Source organism: Sulfitobacter sp. G5_S2_6_S6, from assembly GCF_054968505.1.
Map to the genome: position 1 here is coordinate 283,092 of NZ_JBQKUI010000002.1, position 17,268 is coordinate 300,359.

Here is a 17,268-nt window from a genome sequence, read left to right on the forward strand (position 1 = left end):
CATTGTTGGGAATATTAAACACGTGACGTGATGGCGAACCCACCGTCATTTGCATGGCTTCTATGCGTAACATGCACAAACTAATCTGTTACACCACCGCTGCTTTGCGGGCCGCACGTGCATTGCGGCCCCGTTGCATGACGACCACGAGGGCCAGCAACAACAGCGCAGGGATAAACATCCAGTATTTACTTGGGGTTGCGACGGGTTTGAGCACGCGCAGCACCTCTTGGTCCCAATCCAGACCCGCCGATTGCGCGGCAGAGTTGTACAAAACGTCGTCGATGAACATCTGGTCGCCCTCGACACGGGTGATCACGCCGGCAGCCTCCAGCCGTTCTTCGCCCGTGGTGCCTTCTTTGATGGGCAGAAGGGCGACAAATTCGATCGGATCACCCAGATCATTGATACCCGCGACGCGCAGGCGCAGATCCTCCCCAAGCGGTGTGTCGGCCGCGGCCTGCACAATCTCGGCCGGTGCTTCTTCGGTATAGGGCGGAAAGACCATATCCATCCAGAAACCGGGCCGGAACAGGGTAAAGGCGATCAGCAAGAGGGCAATCGTCTCGTAGAAGCGGTTTCGCGCAAGGAACCAGCCCTGGGTCGCTGCTGCAAACAACAGCATCGCAAAGGTCGCGACAATGAAAACGAATATACCCTGCACCATCGTCACATCAATCAGCAGAAGTTCGGTGTTGAAGATGAACAGGAACGGCAGCGCCGCCGTCCGCAAGCTGTAGAAGAACGCGACGACACCGGTCTTGATCGGATCCCCACCGGACACAGCCGCGGCGGCAAAGCTCGCCAGCCCGACCGGAGGCGTCACATCAGCCATGATGCCAAAGTAGAATACGAACAGGTGCACGGCGATCAGCGGCACGATCAGACCGTTCTGCTGCCCCAGTGTCACAATGACAGGTGCCAGCAGGGCCGACACAACGATATAGTTCGCCGTTGTCGGCAACCCCATCCCAAGGATCAGCGACAGGATCGCGGTCAGGAACAGGATCGCAAGGATATTGCCGCCCGACAGAACCTCGACCACATCGGCAAGCGCCGACCCAACGCCGGTCTGGCTGACAACGCCCACGATGATACCCGCGGTCGCGGTGGCGATCCCGATACCGATCATATTGCGCGCCCCGACGACCAAGCCGTCGATCAGGTCACGCACCCCCGCGACCACATCATTGGCAAACTGGCTTTCGCCGCGGAAAATCGCCATCAGCGGACGCTGTGTCACGAGGATAAAGATCATGTAGGTCGTGGCCCAGAACGCTGACAGGCCAGGGGACAGACGATCCACCATCAAGGCCCAGACCAGAACGACAATCGGCAGGATAAAGTGCAGGCCCGACCGCACCGTTGGACCGGGCAAGGGCAAACGTGTCACCGGCTCGTTCGGATCGTCCAGAACCAGCGGCTCTTCCTTCGACCCGATATACAGCAGACCGGCATAGACCGCGGTCAGCAAGGCAAAGATGATATAGCCCGCGCTGTTGGGGAAAGCAGGACGCAGCCAGCCCATGCCATAGTAGACAGCAAAGCTCAGCGCGCAGATACAGGCGATGATAAAGGCGGACACCAGCAAGCGCTGCACAATCGGCTTGGGCGTATAGGGGCGTTCCAACCCGACCATACCGGCCTTCAGCGCTTCGAGGTGCACAATATACACCAGCGCGATGTAAGAGATCACCGCGGGCAGAAACGCGTGTTTCACCACATCGAAATAGGGGATGCCCACATATTCAACCATCAGGAAGGCCGCGGCCCCCATGACGGGCGGCATGATCTGACCATTGACCGAAGACGCAACCTCGACCGCGCCGGCCTTTTCAGAGCTGAACCCCACCTTTTTCATCAGCGGAATGGTAAATGTCCCCGTGGTCACGACGTTGGCGATCGAGGAGCCAGAGATCAGCCCCGTCATGGCAGAGGACACAACAGCAGCCTTCGCAGGCCCGCCTTTCATGTGGCCCATCATGCTGAAGGCGACCTGGATGAAATAGTTACCGGCACCGGCCTTATCCAGCAGCGCGCCGAACAGGACGAAAAGGAATACGAAAGAGGTCGACACACCAAGCGCGATGCCGAACACACCTTCGGTGGTGATCCACTGGTGGTTCACAATCTCGGAAAGCGAGTTACCCTTATGCGCGATGATATCCGGCATCATCGGGCCCAAGACGTTATAGACAAGGAAGACCGACGCAACGATCATCAGCGCAGGCCCAAGGGCGCGGCGCGTTGCCTCTAGCAGGATCATGATGCCGATCACGAAAACAACCGTATCTTGCATGTTCGGCGCACCGACGCGGCCCGAGATTTCGCGATAATACACAAACAGATACAATGCAGCCGCCGCGCCAACCAGCGCCAAGGCCCATTCCCACAGGGGGATACGGTCTTTGGGCGATCCAAGCACGACACATGCGACAATGACGATGGCGACCAGCGGGATCCACCAGGTCGGCGTGCCGTCTTTGGCCGCGACCATGAACAGATAGGCCAGCACGACGGGCACGATAATTCCCAGCCCCAGCTGCACCTTGGTGCGCGCGGCGGGGAAAGCGGCGATGCCAAGGAAGATAGCAAAGGCCAGATGGATTGACCGGGCTTCGGTGTCGTTAAAAACACCCCAGCCGAAAACAAAGGGAAGTGGGGAGGCAATCCACAGCTGGAACAGCGACCACGCCAGCGCGGTCAACGCCAGAAAGACGCCAACGCTTCCGGTCGCTGACCTGCCGCCCGTGTCCGAAGACGCGACAAGTTCGTCCAGTTCGCTTTGGCTCAGCCCGCCTTTTCCGGCGGCTTCGGCTTCTACAGCGGCGGCTTGGTGTTGATCGTTCTGTGACATCTTCGTCCCCTTGGTGGCCCCGTATCAGGACAGGTGCACGTTTATTGTCGGTCGACTGCGGTCGTTGCCGCAGGATGCGAACGCGAGGCTGTCCTCGCGTTCGCGAATAGTCAATCGGCGGGCTTATTCAATCCAGCCACGCTCTTTGTAGTACTTCGCCGCACCATCATGCAGAGGGGCGGACAGACCGTCTTTGATCATCTCTTCTTCTTTGAGGTTCTCAAACGCGGGGTGCAGCTTTTTGAAGCGGTCAAAGTTGTCGAACACAGCTTTTACAACTTCATACACAACTTCTTCGTCCACATCAGCGGAGGTCACAAAGGTCGCTTTCACGCCGAATGTTTTCACATCCGCGTCGGTGCCTTTGTACATGCCACCGGGGATGGTGGAGTATGCGTAGAAGGGGTTATCGGCGACCAGCTTGTCGATCGCTTCGCCTTCAACCGGCACCAGCTTGGCGTCGACGGTAGACACGGCTTCCTGGATCGACCCGTTGGGGTGGCCCACGGTGTAGATGATCGCGTCGACCTTGTTATCGCCCAAAGCGGCGGCCTGCTCGGCTGGCTTCAGCTCGGATGCGAGCGCGAAGTCATCCATGGTCCAGCCTTTGGCATCCAGAACGACTTCCATCGTGGCGCGCTGACCGGAACCGGGGTTGCCGACGTTGACGCGTTTGCCTTTCAGGTCGTCAAAGCTTTCGATGCCGGAATCGGCACGCGCGATGACGTTGAAGGGTTCGGCGTGTACAGAAAAGACCGCGCGCTCTTTGTCGAACTTGTCGCCTTCGAACTGCGAAGACCCGTTGTACGCGTGGAACTGCCAGTCGGACTGGGCAACACCCATGTCCATGTCACCCGCCTTGATGGCGTTGATGTTGGCGATGGAACCACCGGTGGACGGAGCGGTACATTTCAGGCCGGTTTTGGCGCTGTCACGGTTTACCAAGCGGCAGATCGACTGACCCACAACAAAGTAGACGCCGGTCTGGCCGCCGGTCCCGATGGTGATGAATTTCTCCTGCGCGGTGGCGGCGGTACCCGCGACCAGTGCAGAGGCGATGGCGATGGACTTGAAAATAGTCATTTGAAGTCTCCCAACTTAATTGTCTGAACACACGTCATTGATGCGCATGCTCTCCGTCATGGTTGAAATGAGCGCAGATATTCCGAAGCAAAACAAGCTGATTTATTGCGATTTTTCCCCGAAATAATGCTCTGACCCTGTGCGAATCGCGGCGTGAAATCATGAATTATTTTCACTATGCGGTACACATGGCACCCGTCATTTAGGGGACGCGGATGGTAAATCGCAACGCGAAAAACGATGTAATAAACTGATTTTCCATATTTATTTCACTTCCCCCAATCCCGTGCCTAAAAATACTAGCGCGCAGCGGCACAAAATCAAAACTGCGGGCCGGAATATGTGCCGGACATCTGCCTTCGCCGCGCGGTACTTTCGGGTTATTTGTGCTATATAACCGAAAAAGCAGCGATTTTCGAGCCAGACGCGCCAGCAGGAGCCCCACATGAAAGCACTCAAATCCCTCGGCCGCTTTGGCCTTTTTGCGACTGTCGGCGTCCTTTTCGGCGCCTTCGCGATGCTCACAGCGCTGTGGTCGTGGTGGATGGCTTTCCCGTCGGTGATCTTCGGCATCCTCGCGGGTATGGGGGTGTACGACCTGATCCAGACCAAACATTCGATCCTGCGCAACTATCCGGTGCTGGGGCACATGCGGTTTTTCTTTGAAGGTATCCGCCCGGAAATCAGGCAGTATCTGATTGAATCCGATCAGGACGAAGAACCCTTCAGCCGTGATGACCGGTCGCTGGTCTATCAACGCGCCAAAGGCGTGGAAGACGCGCGGCCTTTTGGCACGCGAATGCGGGTCTATGATGCGGGGTATTCATGGGTCACCCATTCGGTCCAGCCGGTCCATATCACCGACACGGATTTTCGCGTGACCATTGGCAACAAGGACTGCAAGCAGCCCTATGACGCGTCGATCTACAATATCTCGGCAATGAGCTTTGGGTCGCTGTCGGCCAATGCGATCAGCGCCCTGAACAAGGGCGCCAAGATGGGCCAGTTCGCCCATGACACCGGCGAAGGCGGGATCAGTCGCTATCACCGCGAGGGGGGCGGCGATCTGATCTATGAAATCGGGTCGGGCTATTTTGGCTGCCGCACAGAAGACGGGCAGTTCGACCCCGACAAATTCAAGGAGCAGGCCGCAAGCGACCAGATCAAGATGATCGAGCTGAAGCTGAGCCAGGGTGCCAAACCCGGTCATGGTGGCATGCTGCCCGCGTCGAAGATCAGTGCCGAGATCGCGGCGGCACGGGGCATCCCGATGGGGCACGATTGCATCTCGCCCGCCGCCCATTCGGCGTTCACCTCTCCTGTTCAGATGATGGAGTTTCTGGGCAAGCTGCGCGATCTGTCGGGCGGCAAGCCTGTGGGGTTCAAGCTGTGCATCGGCCACCAGCGTGAATTCATGTGTATGGTCAAGGCGATGCTGGATACGGGGATCGTGCCTGACTTTATCGTCGTCGACGGCACCGAAGGCGGCACGGGCGCTGCCCCGCTTGAATTCGCCAACCACGTCGGCATGCCGATGGTCGAGGGGCTGACCTTTGTGCACAACACCCTGCGCGGTGCCGGTATTCGCGATCAGGTGAAACTGGGCGCGGCGGGCAAAGTCGTATCAGCCTTTGATATCGCCCGTGCGCTGGCTTTGGGCGCGGATTGGTGCAACTCCGCCCGCGGGTTCATGTTTGCGGTGGGCTGTATCCAGGCGCAAGCGTGCCACACCAATCACTGCCCCGTCGGCGTCGCGACCCAAGACCCCACGCGCCAGCGCGCCTTGGATGTGGATGACAAAAGCCAGCGTGTCGCGCGGTTTCACCGCAATACGCTGATGGCCTTGGGCGAGATGACAGGCGCCGCCGGCCTAGAGCACCCCAGCGATTTCCTGCCCCGCCATATGATGATGCGGCAAAGCGATAACAGCATGGTGCAGGGTGATCAGGTCTATGGCTACCTGCCCGAAGGCTATCTGCTGGATGATCAATCGCCCGACTATAACGGCAATAAAACCCGTTGGGCGCGGGCGCAGGCCGACAGCTTTGTACCGTTTGATTAAACGCGCCCAAGACCGGAAGCACAAAAGGCGCGCAGGTTTCCCGGCGCGCCTTTCATTTTGATTACAGAGCTTACTTTGTTTCTTCGGCGACCGCGGCAGCGACGGAGGCTTCGAAAATCCCGAGCCCCTCTTCGATGATCGCATCCGACGCGGTCAGCGGCACCATCACACGCACGGCGTTGCCCTGCATGCCACAGCTCAGCAGCAGCAGACCGCGCTTGAGCGCGTGTGCAATAACACGTTTAGTGAAATCACCGTCCGGTGTCGCGGTGTCAAAGTCGGTTACAAACTCGACCGCGACCATCGCACCCAGACCGCGGATATCCCACATACGGAAAGGTGCAGAGCGTGCGCCGATCTCGGCAAAGCGCGCCTTGAGGTGTTCCCCCATGTCCAGCGACCGCTGCAGCAGGCCTTCTTCCTCGATCGCCTCGATCGCGGCAAGCGCTGCGGCACAGGCGACGGGGTTGCCGCCGTACGTGCCACCCAACCCGCCGGGGATCATCGCGTCCATCACATCAGCGCGGCCAATGACACCCGCCAGTGGATAGCCACCCGCCATCGACTTTGCCACGGTGATCAGATCGGGGGTAACGCCGGAGTGTTCGATGGCAAACCATTTGCCGGTCCGACCAAAGCCCGCCTGCACTTCGTCGGCGATCAGCATGATACCGTGCTGGTCACAGATCTCGCGGAGCTGGTGCATCATCTCGAACGGCACGGGGGTATAACCACCCTCGCCCAAGACGGGCTCGATGATGATGGCGGCCACACGTTCGGGCTGGGCATCGGTCAGGAAGAGGTTCTTCAGGCCGGTGATCGCATCCTCGACCGTGATCCCGTCGCGAGGTGACGGGAAAGGCGCGCGGAAGATATCGGACGGGAAGGGACCAACGTCTTTTTTGTAAGGAGAGATTTTACCCGTCATCCCCAGCGTCAGCAGCGTGCGCCCGTGGTAGCCGCCGGTAAAGGCGATCACACCGGGGCGGCCGGTTGCAGCCCGCGCGATCTTGACCGCGTTTTCCACCGCCTCGGCACCGGTTGTGACCAGCAGCGTTTTCTTGGGCGCATCACCGGGGGCCAGCGCGTTCAGCTTTTCCGCCAGTTCGATATAGGGGGCGTAGGGCACAACCTGAAAGCTGGTGTGCGTATATTGGTCTTCTTGCGCCTTGGCTGCCGCGATCACCTTGGGGTGACGGTGGCCGGTGTTCAGCACGCCGATGCCGCCGACAAAGTCGATGTAGCGGTTGCCATCCACGTCCCAAAGTTCCGCGTTCTCCGCGTATTTCGCATAGATCGGCGCCGCAGAGGCAACGCCGCGTGGAACAGCCTGTTCACGGCGGGCGATCAACTGAGCGTTGGTTTCGACAGATACGTTTGCATCAAGCATGTCGGGCACGACGCTGCTTTTTGCCGGTTTCTTTGCAGCGGCCTTGTGCGGCTGCTTTTTGACAGTACTAGGCATATACAAATCCTCTTGTTGAAACGCGACCCGCGTTTAAAATCCTCTTATTGCGTTTAATTTAATTGTCAATATAGATTTACCTCAGCGCGCGTCAGTTGAATCGCATGCGCCAAAATTTGCCTGTGATCGCACCAAGATACGGGTTAGGTAGCTGACAGAAATAATCCGGGGACCGGACGTGGACATAGGTCAAAGACTAAGATCGATTCGAGAAGAACGCGGCCTGTCTCAGCGCGAACTGGCGACAAAGGCAGGGCTGACCAACGGCACCATCTCCCTGATCGAGAAGAACAAGACGAGCCCCTCGGTCGCGTCTTTGAAAAGCCTGCTGGACGCGATCCCGATCAGCATGGCTGAATTCTTTTCAACGCTGGAAGATACGCAATCGCCCAAGGTCTTCTATCGCGAGAGTGAGTTTACCAAAGTCTCCCCCACCTATGACGGTCAGGTGTCGTTGCGCCAGCTTGGCAACGCTGAGCAACACTCCTTGCAGGTGCTGCACGAAACCTACCCGCCCGGCGCGGACACAGGCCCCGAACTGCTGGTGCATGAGGGCGAAGAAGCTGGTGTGGTTATTTCCGGAGAGATCGAGGTGACGGTCGATGATGCCGTCGCCGTGCTTGCACCGGGGGATGGCTATCTTTTCGACAGCCGCTTGCCGCACCGGTTCAGAAACATCGGCGACGTACAATGCATTGTTGTAAGTGCATGTACGCCGCCGAGTTTTTGATTTCGTTTTCTTGACGTGCGGATGGCCCGCACTAAACCTTTGATTTTCGTTTTCTTGACGTGCGGATGGCCCGCACTAAACCTTTGATTATCGTTCGTCGTCGCGCCGGGAATGGCTATGCAATGACGATCTTTGGCGCTTTTTCTCTTCGCTGCCCCGTTGCGTGGTCAGCGAAACGATAGCGATTGCAGCCAAAGCGAGAATCAAAAATGAAGCGATAAACAAATCTGTCGTCATTGATGCCTCCTGTTCGCTTGTGTGGCTCGTTCAGGAGACTAACAGCCCACGGGTCACATGGTTCCACAGGCTGGAGGGCGCAATTGCTGCATTGCAGAGTTTGCGCGGCGCTTTGCTGAGACGGCGAATGTCGCCTGACATACGCGATCGGGACCACATCCATCGCGAAACCACCGAAAGTCCCATGAATCCCGCAGGTTGCACCCCAACAGGCCCCGCTGGCTGGGACGCGAAGGATTCACCGCCGACATACCGAAAATAAATTTAATTTTACCGAGTTTTCTGCGCCGAACCCTCAGTAATCGTAGACTTCTTTCGCCTGCAGCGGCACGTGGAATTCAACGCTCAGCGTATAGGTGCCCTCTTCATCGATGATCTCTACCTGCCCGTTCAACTGACGCGAGAACGCGTTGATCAACCGGGAGCCAAGGCCGGTCCCTGCTTCGGGATCAATATTGCCGGTGGTGTTCTTAACAAACAGCAATGCCATTTCCGGCTGGGTATGAGACAGGCTCACCTCGATATGTCCCTTTGCCTTGCCGTCGGCGGCGACATATTTCAGCGCATTGGTAATCGCCTCGGACACCAGCAACGTCAGCGGTGCGGCGTCGTCGGGGTCAAGCTGAACCGCCTCGTAGTTTTGCGACACCGTCACGCCAGAGCCGGACGGCAGACCTACGCTAAGGAGCTGGTTCACGATCTCATGCATGAGCGCGCCACCGTCGACGCGGGTCAGGTTGTCGTTCTGGTAAAGGCTTTTGTGCACCGTCGCGAGGCTGAGGATCCGGTCCTGCAAACGCTGCAGCACGCGTTTCGCATCCGATGTGGTCGCCTGACGGATCTGCATATTCATGATAGAAGAGATCAGCTGAAGGTTATTCTTCACCCGATGATGCACTTCTTTCAGCAGAATATTCTTTTGGCGCAGGTTGTCTTCTAGCGACGCTTCATCCCGCAGGATAGATTCCGCCATACCGACAAAAGCATGCTCCATATTCACGATCTCGGTCGGGACGACACCCCCCAAGGGCGTGCGCGGCAAGGTTCTGTTCAACGCGAAATGGCGCATCTGCCGACCAAGTTTGCGGATGTGTTTAATGGCCAGACGGTTCAGCGCCCAGAAGGCCACGACAAGGCTTGCCAGCCACATCGCCACCGGCAGCACGAAACTAAGCGTTGTCATCGCCCCCGCCTGAAGCAGCGGGGAATCCTCGGGCCAGACGCTCATGGCGTAGGCAACACCGGGGACGATGGGCAAAACGGCATAGACGCGGTCCTGCCCTTGCTGGTTGGTGTCATGGAAGACGCGACCAGACTGGCCCACATACCATTTCAACGCGGCAAAGGAGGGCAGCTCTTGCTCGGCCGCTTCAACACCATTTTTGGTCGTCAGGATGTCGCCCTGCGCGTTAAAGGTCAGCATCGCGATCGGCTGCGACCCTGTCTCGGGCACCGGTGCGTCGTTAAAAACCTTTTCGGGAATGGACAGGTTGATAAAGCCGATCAGCTCTTCTTCCACCTTAAGCGGGTTGGTGACGATCAGCACCGGTTCCTTGCTTTGTGCCGGCGTGCTGGTGACATTCGCCATGCGACTTTTGTGTTCGATCATCTTTTGAAATACAGGCCGGTCCGACACGTTTCCCGAAACGCCTGTCGACACGCAGTCCATCCGCCCGTCGTTTTGGATGAAGCTTGCGACTGTATAAAGGTCGGAGGATCGCTGATATTCCCGCATGAAGGCGCTGCATGACACATTGTCAGACTTGATCAGTTTGACCACGGACGCCAAAGCCGCCGCTGCGCCGAACGCTTCCTGAATGGTGCCGCTTTCCTTCGCCGACGCTTGCTCTGTAATGGCAAGCAGCGACAGTTCGGCATTCTCGAGGTTCTGCTCCGCAATCTCTCGCGTTTGCACAACGGCGATCAAACCGATGGGCAGCAACGCAAGCGATAGGAAAAGCAGCACGCGAAACGCGAGGCCCCGAAAGATATTTGTGGACAGAAACCCCGACGTCACGATCAGAAAGAAGACACTTTAGATGCCGAGATAACCGACATCGTCGCATCATCCGTCATTTCGAGGCTTTCGTCATCGCGCAGGCCCATCAGCTCAGCCAGTCGCGCACGGGCACGGTTCGTCCGACTTTTGATCGTACCGACGGCAACGCCACACATCTCGGCGGCTTCCTCGTAGGAAAAGCCTGATGCACCGACCAGCAGCAATGCTTCGCGCTGTTCGTCTTTCAGCAAACCCAGAGCTTTGCGGAAATCGGTCATTTGCATATGCCCGTCATGCGCCGGCTTTTCGGCAAGGCTTTCGGTGAACACACCATCCACATCAGCGACCTCGCGGTTGGCTTTACGACGGGAAGAATAATAGGTGTTCCGCAAAATTGTGAAGAGCCAGGCGCGCATATTTGTGCCGACTTCAAATTTTTCGATGTTGGTCCAGGCTTTGACCAGAGTATCCTGAACCATGTCATCCGCGACGGCACCGTTCCGGGTCAGGCTGATGGCAAAGGCGCGCATGGCGGGCAAATGCTCCACCAGTTGGTCGCGGGGATCAGAATTGCTCATCCTTTTTTACCAGCGTTTTTATCCTGTTCTTTCAACTGATTAAGCAGGTCTTTAAATTTATCGGGAATCCCTTCTTCCATCGTCTCGTCATAAACGCGGCGAAGATTTTCGTCGATAAAGCGCTCACGCTCGTCGTTTTGGCCTGATTGCATGAACAAGTTTCCTGCCTTCTTTAAATACTGTATTTATACATATGACACGGAACCAAACACAGCGTTAGGGGGTTTGGTTCCAGAAATATTTTAAAAGGACGACAATAAATGACGGATGTCACCGAAACACCAAGTGTCAGCGATGCGTTGGGTGAATGCCTTCCTTACCTGCGTCGCTACGCGCGCGCACTGACCGGCAGCCAGAACAGCGGCGACGCTTTTGCAGCTGCCTCGCTCGAAGCGATTTTGACGGACCGGTCGGTTCTGGATGGTGTAGACACCCGCACAGGTGTGTTCCGCGTTTTGTACGGCATCTGGGCCAGCGCCGGTGCGCCTGTCGAGGAAGGTGAAAGCGGCCCCCGCGCCAAGGCGCAAAAGCACCTCGCCAAACTGACCAACCACAGCCGCGAAGCGTTGCTGCTGCACACGATCGAAGGGTTCTCCTTTAAGGAAGTCGGCCAGATCATCGGTGTTGAAGAAAGCGAAGCCAGCGAGCTGGTGCAAATTGCCCGCCGCGAAATGGCAGATAGTGTTACCGGTTCGGTCATGATCATCGAGGACGAGGCGATCATCGCGATGGACATCGAATCCATCGTCGCCGAAATGGGCCACCGTGTGACCGGTGTTGCGCGCACGCGTGACGAAGCTGTAAAACTGGGCAAAGCGGATGTGCCGGACTTGATCCTTGCGGATATCCAGCTGGCCGATAACTCCTCTGGGATCGATGCCGTGAACGATCTGCTGCGCGATTTGGGTAACCGTCCGGTGATCTTCATCACCGCATTCCCCGAGCGCCTGCTGACCGGCGACAAGCCCGAACCCGCGTTCCTAATCTCCAAGCCCTACACGGTGGATCAGGTCGTATCGGCTGTTTCGCAAGCGATGTTCTTCTCGTCGACAGAGACGCTGCACAGCTAAACCGGCATACACGCAAACAAACGAGGCCGCGGTGGTTCCACCGTGGCCTTTTTTTATCGATACTGTGTGACGCAAGCCACGCCTTTAAGGAACTTATATCTACAGGGCGCGTTTGGTTGGTGAACACATGAATAATGGAGACCACCATGGCCAAGGACGTAACCAACACAAGCAACCTGTCTGTCGATGATATCTCGGTCCAGCTGGCCGTTTTGAAAGACGACATCGCGTCGCTGACAAGCACGATGGCCGATCTGACCAAAGCCAAAAGCGCCGAAGCCGCCAACCAGGCGAAATCCACAGCGCAGGATTTGGCGAACTCCGGCCGTGACAAGGCATTGGAAGCGCAGCAAACAGCCGAAGATTTTGTGCGCACACAACCAGCCGCCGCATTGGGTATCGCTGCCGGTGTCGGCTTTATCGCCGGTCTGTTCGCGACACGCCGCTAATGTTCGAATATGTGACGGATAGGGTTGCCCAGAAGGCAACCCGAACGGCGCAAACTGCCGCCATCGGCTTTGGCGCAATGCTCTGCCTGATTGTGGGCGGGGCGTTTCTTGCCGTCGCCGCGTGGCTGTTCTTGCTTACCATCACCACACCGCTGGTAGCCTGTCTGATTATGGGCAGCCTGTTTTTCGGTATGGGTCTTGTATTGATTGCGGCCCTGTCGATCCGGGCCCGTGCAATCCGGCGTCAGAAACGCGAAGCCGCCTTACGCGCACAGGCGATGCAACAGTCGCAAGCCACCGGCGGCGTCGGCGGAATCGCCGCGATCATCACGGCTTTCGTCAACGGTCTGAACGCAGGGAAGCAAGCGCGTCGCTAATGCCTTGCACCATGGTGTCATTGGTGAAAGGCCGGTCTACGACGGAATAGATGTAGGTGTCGGGAATGCTTTGACCTTCGCCGTATAGAACATAGGCGACATCTTTCGTGGGCAGGTCTGCGGCAAAGAGTTCCGACAGGTCATTCGACGTGCCGGACACAAGCGCCACGGCCTGAGACGAACAGCTGCGCAGTTCAGAGATAAAAGCGGAAAGGGTTTCGGACACAGAAAATGCGGCGTCACCGAATGCCTGTTCCAGCATGTCGATCACATCCGCCCGAACGATCGGGTCAGTATCGAATACGAAAAAAGGAATCACATCGCGCCTTTCTAATCCCGCGAAGGTAGCAATATTTCCAAAGCGCCGCGTTAAACTATGACATACGAGTTAGGAATTTTTTCATGGGTATCGATTGCCGCTATTGTCCGCTTCACAAAAAGGACGCCTTTGTCACCATGACAAGGGAAGAGCTTGAGTTCATGCAGAAATTCAAGGTCGGTGAGCTTAGCGTCGACCCCGGCACGACAATCCTCATGCAGGGGTCCAACTCCCCCCAACTCTATACGGTGCTGTCCGGCATGGGCATCCGGCATAAGTCGCTGGATAATGGTGAACGGCAGGTCATTAACTTTGTCTTCCCCGGCGATTTCATGGGGCTTCAGGCCGGTATGCTTGGCGAAATGGGCCACAGCGTAGAGGCGCGGACGCATATGCGCATGTGTGTGTTCAACCGCTCGGATTTCTGGACCTTCTTCCGCAGCAATCCCAGCCGCGCGTTCGATATCACATGGCTCGCCGCGATAGAGGAGCATTTCCTTGGCGAAACGCTTGCCACTGTCGGGCAACGCACCGCGCTGCAAGCGGTGTCATGGGCGATGCTCAAGTTCTTTGAACGCGGGATGGGGCTGGGGTTGGTGACAAATAACACAATGACCCTGCCCTTCACGCAACGCGATCTGGCGGATGCTTTGGGTCTATCGCTTGTCCATACCAACAAAACCCTCGCGAAGCTGCGTGACCAGCAACTCGCGTCCTGGTCGGATCAGGTGCTGCAGGTCAACGACCTCGACAAGCTCGCCGACGTCGCCGAGACAGAGCGCAGCAAACCGGCCAAGCGCCCCTTGATGTAGGCGCTATTCCTCGCTCACACTGACCAGATTATCCGCAACATAGGCCCCGCGTTTGCCAAGCGGCCGGTCACGGCCAATGGTGCTGTCAGGGCGTGTGCGCAGTTCAACCTGCGCGTTCCACGATGCCCCCATTAGCACCAGAAAACTGCTGATCCACAGCCAGACCAGCATGGCGATCACAGCGCCAATAGACCCGTAGACCTGATTGTAATTGCCGAAGTTCGCAACGTAATAGCTGAACCCGATCGACACCACCGCCCATGAAAACACCGCGAAAACGGCCCCCCATGTCAGCCAGCCAATGCGCGCCGCACGACGGTTCGGACCAAAGCGGTATAGCACACCAACACCGGCCAATAGCACCAAAATCGCGATGCTCCAGCGGATGATCTCGGCGACGAAATAGCCGAATACCCCCAGGGGGATGAACGACAGCACAATCGGTGCGATCACCACAGTGATCAGCGCAATCAGCCCCACCATCACCAAGGTAAAGGTCAGCATCAGCGCCCGCAGATAGTGCCGCGCGGCGTTGCGATTGCGTTCACTATACACGCTATTCAGGCCGATCATCATCGCGCCCACACCTGCCCGCGCCGACCACATCGCCACCAGAACCGAAGCGGCACCAGCCCACCCCAGTTTGCCGGTGCTGGTCGTGACCAACGACACCACCTGATCATTGAGAATATCATAGACGTCATCGGGCAGCAGACCGCGCATGTCTTCCAGCTGGGCGATGACAACCACAGGGTCAGAGATCAGGCTCAGGATCGTGACCAACGCGGCAAGGGCGGGAAACAGCGACAACATCGCATAAAAAGCGACCCCCGCCGCGATAAGCGAGACGTTCTTTTCAGAGATATCAACCAGCGCCGCTTTCAGCGCATCCCAGTACAGCTTTACGGTGCCCACCGATTTCTGTGTCAAAACCCTTGATCCTCGTTCCCCACGGCTGCGGCCCCTGCCACATCACATTTACGCTACTTTTCCTCTTCTACCTCATCGCGCACCTGACCCCAAGCGACGAGGGTAAAGATGATCGTTCCGCCAACAATGTTGCCCGCAAGCACCGGTAAGAAGAACTCGAACACCGCCGCCATCAGGCCAAGCTGGCCGTCCAGAATCATCACCGCCATCTCGACCGACCCCGCAACGATATGCGCAAAATCCCCAGCGGCGATAAGCCAGGTGAACACAAGGATCAGGAAGAACGACGTCTCATCCGCCTGCGGCATCATCCAGACGATAAGCGCGACGATGACCCCCGCCGGAATGGCCCGCCAGAACCCCTGATAGGCCCCCATGCTGGTTGCGTGATGCGACAGGTCCAGAATGGCGGGCAGCACCTCGGGCGAAATCGCGGGCGTCCAGAGAAACAGCATCGCCGCGGCAAAGGCCCCCACCACATTCGCCGCCAGCACGATCCCCCACAGGCGGAACATACACATCAGCGAATGCCACGTCTTGGCCCGCATGATCGGCAAAACGGTGGTGATGGTGTTTTCGGTAAACAGCTGCATCCGCCCCATGATCACCGCCAGAAAACCCAGCGAATAGCCCAGGTTCTCGATCAGGAAACGATGCGCGGTATCGGGCAGATAGGTCCGGAACACGGCCTCGCCCAGAACCGACAGGCTGATCATCACCCCCGCCGCGATCCCCGACCAGATCAACGACCGTTTGCTGCGCGCCAGCTCCTCCTCGCCCTCACGGCGGATCACCTCGTAGATCAGCTTGGGCGACAACGCCGTCGCTTCGCTGACCGATTTCTCCTCGGCTTGTGCGTCCTGTGGTTTCTTACGCGAAACCCTGCGTTGAATAAGAGGGGCCATTCCTGCGCTCCTGAAAACTACGAACAAATGGGGCCGAGCCCGCAAAATCTGATTGTGATCCAGCATCAAACTAGCGCAGAAACTGCATAAGCACAGAAAGTAACGCAGCAGGGCCGCATAATGTTCACAGAAGATACCAAACTCATGTCGGCAATCCGCGACCGCTTTGCCCATGTTGACAGCTGCCCGTTCCAGGGACCGCGCGTGTTTTTCGAAAACGCTGGCGGCGCGCTGACATTGAACACGGTCGTCGAGACCTCGACCAAATTCGCAGCCATCCCCGACAATCAGGGGCGCGACAACCCCGCGTCCCATGCGCTGGTCGATATCATCAAACAGGCCCGCGCCGATATGGCCCTGTTTTTCAACGCGCCTGACGGGCAGTTCTTTGTCGGCGAAAGCGGGACAGAGCTGTCGTTCCGCCTGATCCGGACAGCCGTCATGGGCAGCGCCCCGGGTACCGTTATAGGGTCTACTGTGGAACACCCCGCCTCGCGCAGCGCGGCGCAACACTGGGCCGATGTGGCGGGCAAACCCTATATCAGCGTGCCCCACGATAACGCGACAGGTCAGGTAACGCCCGACGCCTACGCCGCTTTGATGACCCCCGAGGTACGGGTCGCCACGATCCTGCACACCTCCCCCGTGACGGGGATCGCCAATGATGTGGCGGGCATCAGCGCCGCGATCCGCGCCATCGCCCCCGACGCCTATATCTTTGTCGACGGCATCCAGCACGCCAGCCATGGGCATATCGACATCGCCAGCTATGACATCGACGGCTATGTCATCTCTCCGTACAAACTGTTCTCGCGCCACGGCTATGGCATTGCCTGGGCGTCAGAGCGTCTTACCGCGCTGCCGATCGAGACACTGGCGAACGGTCCCGCCGGGAATTGGGAAATGGGCACCCGTGACACGGGCGCCTATGCGACATTCTCGGATGTGGTGCGCTATTTCGACTGGCTCGGCAGCCAGGTGTCAGACGCCACTGCCCCCCGCGCGCGGATAGAGGCCGCCGCCGCTGCGATCCACGACCACGAGCAACAGCTGACCAACGCGCTGCTGTTCGGCACGGGGAACCTCGCCGGATTGGCCGATCTGGCGGGTGTCACGATCCTGGGCGGCACCGACAACCCCGACCGCGAGGGGCTTGTGTCCTTCACGCTCGACGCCATGCCCGCGGCGGATATCGTGGCCCAACTCAACGCCCAAGGCATCCGGACCCATGTGCGCAAGGCGGATCACTACTCCGGCAACATCCTGACCCCGCTCGGGCTTGATGCCGCGGTGCGTGTGTCGCTTTGCCATTACAACTCCATGGACGAAGTCCGCGCCCTGCTCACGGCAATGAAAGACATCGCCGCATAAATGCCCGGTTGCGGCTTCATTTTG

The 17,268-nt window shown here is 58.0% G+C and carries 17 protein-coding genes; 7 read left to right on the plus strand and 10 right to left on the minus strand.

The features are described from left to right. Positions 1 to 88: 88 nt before the first annotated feature. Both ACTRWK_RS05415 and ACTRWK_RS05420 read right to left on the minus strand, forming a co-directional pair. Entirely contained in the window at positions 89 to 2,857 is a 2,769-nt protein-coding gene (locus tag ACTRWK_RS05415) for a TRAP transporter permease (protein WP_005850614.1), read from the minus strand. Between the two features lie 123 nt (positions 2,858 to 2,980). Further along, positions 2,981 to 3,940, minus strand: a complete 960-nt coding sequence (locus tag ACTRWK_RS05420) for a TAXI family TRAP transporter solute-binding subunit (protein ID WP_005850616.1) — start codon at positions 3,938 to 3,940, stop codon at positions 2,981 to 2,983. Between the two features lie 445 nt (positions 3,941 to 4,385). Between ACTRWK_RS05420 and ACTRWK_RS05425 the strand changes: the two genes are divergently transcribed. Beyond that, entirely contained in the window at positions 4,386 to 6,002 is a 1,617-nt protein-coding gene (locus ACTRWK_RS05425) for an FMN-binding glutamate synthase family protein (RefSeq protein ID WP_037942513.1), read from the plus strand. 70 nt (positions 6,003 to 6,072) lie between these two features. On the opposite strand, the gene gabT is transcribed toward ACTRWK_RS05425, so the two are convergent. Beyond that, positions 6,073 to 7,467: a 4-aminobutyrate--2-oxoglutarate transaminase gene (gene gabT / locus ACTRWK_RS05430; RefSeq protein ID WP_200875465.1), complete on the minus strand. Its 1,395-nt coding sequence runs from the start codon at positions 7,465 to 7,467 to the stop codon at positions 6,073 to 6,075. Between the two features lie 178 nt (positions 7,468 to 7,645). Between gabT and ACTRWK_RS05435 the strand changes: the two genes are divergently transcribed. Then, complete coding sequence (locus ACTRWK_RS05435; RefSeq protein ID WP_009825647.1) at positions 7,646 to 8,197, plus strand: cupin domain-containing protein; 552 nt, start codon at positions 7,646 to 7,648, stop codon at positions 8,195 to 8,197. An 87-nt stretch (positions 8,198 to 8,284) separates the two neighbouring features. On the opposite strand, the gene ACTRWK_RS05440 is transcribed toward ACTRWK_RS05435, so the two are convergent. The 4 genes from ACTRWK_RS05440 to ACTRWK_RS05455 all read right to left on the minus strand — a co-directional run bounded on the left by ACTRWK_RS05440 (position 8,285) and on the right by ACTRWK_RS05455 (position 11,163). Beyond that, the gene (locus ACTRWK_RS05440; RefSeq protein WP_005850628.1) at positions 8,285 to 8,434 is read right to left on the minus strand and encodes a hypothetical protein; all 150 of its coding nucleotides are present in this window, start codon (positions 8,432 to 8,434) and stop codon (positions 8,285 to 8,287) included. A gap of 295 nt (positions 8,435 to 8,729) precedes the next feature. Next, a complete protein-coding gene (locus tag ACTRWK_RS05445) occupies positions 8,730 to 10,400 on the minus strand; it encodes a sensor histidine kinase (protein WP_235183730.1) in 1,671 nt (556 codons plus the stop codon). A gap of 53 nt (positions 10,401 to 10,453) precedes the next feature. After that, positions 10,454 to 11,011, minus strand: coding sequence for an RNA polymerase sigma factor (locus tag ACTRWK_RS05450; RefSeq protein WP_005850631.1), 558 nt, complete (start codon positions 11,009 to 11,011; stop codon positions 10,454 to 10,456). Continuing rightward, a complete protein-coding gene (locus ACTRWK_RS05455; protein WP_005850632.1) occupies positions 11,008 to 11,163 on the minus strand; it encodes a NepR family anti-sigma factor in 156 nt (51 codons plus the stop codon). Before ACTRWK_RS05455 ends, ACTRWK_RS05450 begins: the two co-directional genes overlap by 4 nt. Before the next feature lie 108 nt (positions 11,164 to 11,271). Here ACTRWK_RS05455 and ACTRWK_RS05460 point away from each other — a divergent pair, with 108 nt between their 5' ends. The 3 genes from ACTRWK_RS05460 to ACTRWK_RS05470 all read left to right on the plus strand — a co-directional run bounded on the left by ACTRWK_RS05460 (position 11,272) and on the right by ACTRWK_RS05470 (position 12,907). Next, a complete protein-coding gene (locus ACTRWK_RS05460) occupies positions 11,272 to 12,081 on the plus strand; it encodes a response regulator (RefSeq protein ID WP_184583645.1) in 810 nt (269 codons plus the stop codon). A gap of 146 nt (positions 12,082 to 12,227) precedes the next feature. After that, the gene (locus ACTRWK_RS05465) at positions 12,228 to 12,530 is read left to right on the plus strand and encodes an ElaB/YgaM/YqjD family protein (protein ID WP_235183729.1); all 303 of its coding nucleotides are present in this window, start codon (positions 12,228 to 12,230) and stop codon (positions 12,528 to 12,530) included. Between the two features lie 11 nt (positions 12,531 to 12,541). Beyond that, on the plus strand, positions 12,542 to 12,907 hold the full coding sequence (locus tag ACTRWK_RS05470) for a hypothetical protein (protein WP_289081376.1): 366 nt from the start codon (positions 12,542 to 12,544) through the stop codon (positions 12,905 to 12,907). On the opposite strand, the gene ACTRWK_RS05475 is transcribed toward ACTRWK_RS05470, so the two are convergent. Continuing rightward, positions 12,870 to 13,226: a hypothetical protein gene (locus tag ACTRWK_RS05475; RefSeq protein ID WP_005850637.1), complete on the minus strand. Its 357-nt coding sequence runs from the start codon at positions 13,224 to 13,226 to the stop codon at positions 12,870 to 12,872. The genes ACTRWK_RS05470 and ACTRWK_RS05475 overlap by 38 nt on opposite strands. Positions 13,227 to 13,309: 83 nt before the next feature. On the opposite strand from ACTRWK_RS05475, the gene ACTRWK_RS05480 reads away from it, so the two are divergent. After that, positions 13,310 to 14,038, plus strand: a complete 729-nt coding sequence (locus ACTRWK_RS05480) for a Crp/Fnr family transcriptional regulator (RefSeq protein ID WP_005850638.1) — start codon at positions 13,310 to 13,312, stop codon at positions 14,036 to 14,038. A gap of 3 nt (positions 14,039 to 14,041) precedes the next feature. Here the strand turns inward: ACTRWK_RS05480 and ACTRWK_RS05485 are convergent, their stop codons facing one another. Next, positions 14,042 to 14,968 (minus strand): YihY/virulence factor BrkB family protein, encoded by a 927-nt coding sequence (locus ACTRWK_RS05485; RefSeq protein WP_005850639.1) that lies wholly within the window; start codon positions 14,966 to 14,968, stop codon positions 14,042 to 14,044. Between the two features lie 53 nt (positions 14,969 to 15,021). Further along, a complete protein-coding gene (locus ACTRWK_RS05490) occupies positions 15,022 to 15,873 on the minus strand; it encodes a formate/nitrite transporter family protein (protein WP_009825653.1) in 852 nt (283 codons plus the stop codon). A 120-nt stretch (positions 15,874 to 15,993) separates the two neighbouring features. On the opposite strand from ACTRWK_RS05490, the gene ACTRWK_RS05495 reads away from it, so the two are divergent. Beyond that, positions 15,994 to 17,244, plus strand: coding sequence for an aminotransferase class V-fold PLP-dependent enzyme (locus tag ACTRWK_RS05495; protein ID WP_289081377.1), 1,251 nt, complete (start codon positions 15,994 to 15,996; stop codon positions 17,242 to 17,244). Positions 17,245 to 17,268: the final 24 nt, after the last annotated feature.